The organism is Pseudomonas sp. EL_65y_Pfl2_R96 (assembly GCF_963970905.1).
GTDB lineage: Bacteria > Pseudomonadota > Gammaproteobacteria > Pseudomonadales > Pseudomonadaceae > Aquipseudomonas.
In genome coordinates this window covers 1-443 of the sequence record NZ_CAXAQH010000371.1, presented here as the reverse complement: position 1 = coordinate 443, position 443 = coordinate 1, and the positions used below count along the sequence as shown (strand labels likewise).

Annotated in this window: 1 protein-coding gene; it reads right to left on the bottom strand. The window is 61.9% G+C overall.

Translation table 11 applies throughout. The features are described from left to right. The coding region (locus tag AACY49_RS31105) for a fimbria/pilus periplasmic chaperone (protein ID WP_339528166.1) at nt 1-326 on the bottom strand (326 nt) is incomplete at its 3' end. Between the last annotated feature and the right edge of the window lie 117 nt (nt 327-443).

Sequence of the window (443 nt, the reverse complement as noted above, 5' to 3'; positions counted from 1 at the left end):
ACCACACGCTTGAGGCGCTCGGTTTGCAACGGTTCGGCGCTGCGCAGGATGAACCGCACACGCTGCGTGGTCCCGGGTTCGACGCGCGCCACCGGCGGCGTCAGTAATAACAGTGACTCAGTGTCTTGCGGCACGTCTTCGATGGAAGTGTGCAGCAGCGCCGGATGTGACTCGCTGTTGAGCACATTGATCCCTGCTTCACCGACGCCTTCATCGAGCACGACGACGGGCGTTTCGGGAACCATCCCCGCCGCCCGAACAGGATCAGGCCCCCACAAAGAAACCAGCAGCATGCTGGCGATGGTGTTGCGCACAAAGGCGTTCATGTAAGGCTCCACAGGCAAGCGCGCAGACGCCATCAGCGCCGGACAACGAGCCAGCCGATTGTGTTGATTGGAAATGACAAGCCTGGACGCCACCCAAACCCGTCGAGGGGTTCTGCG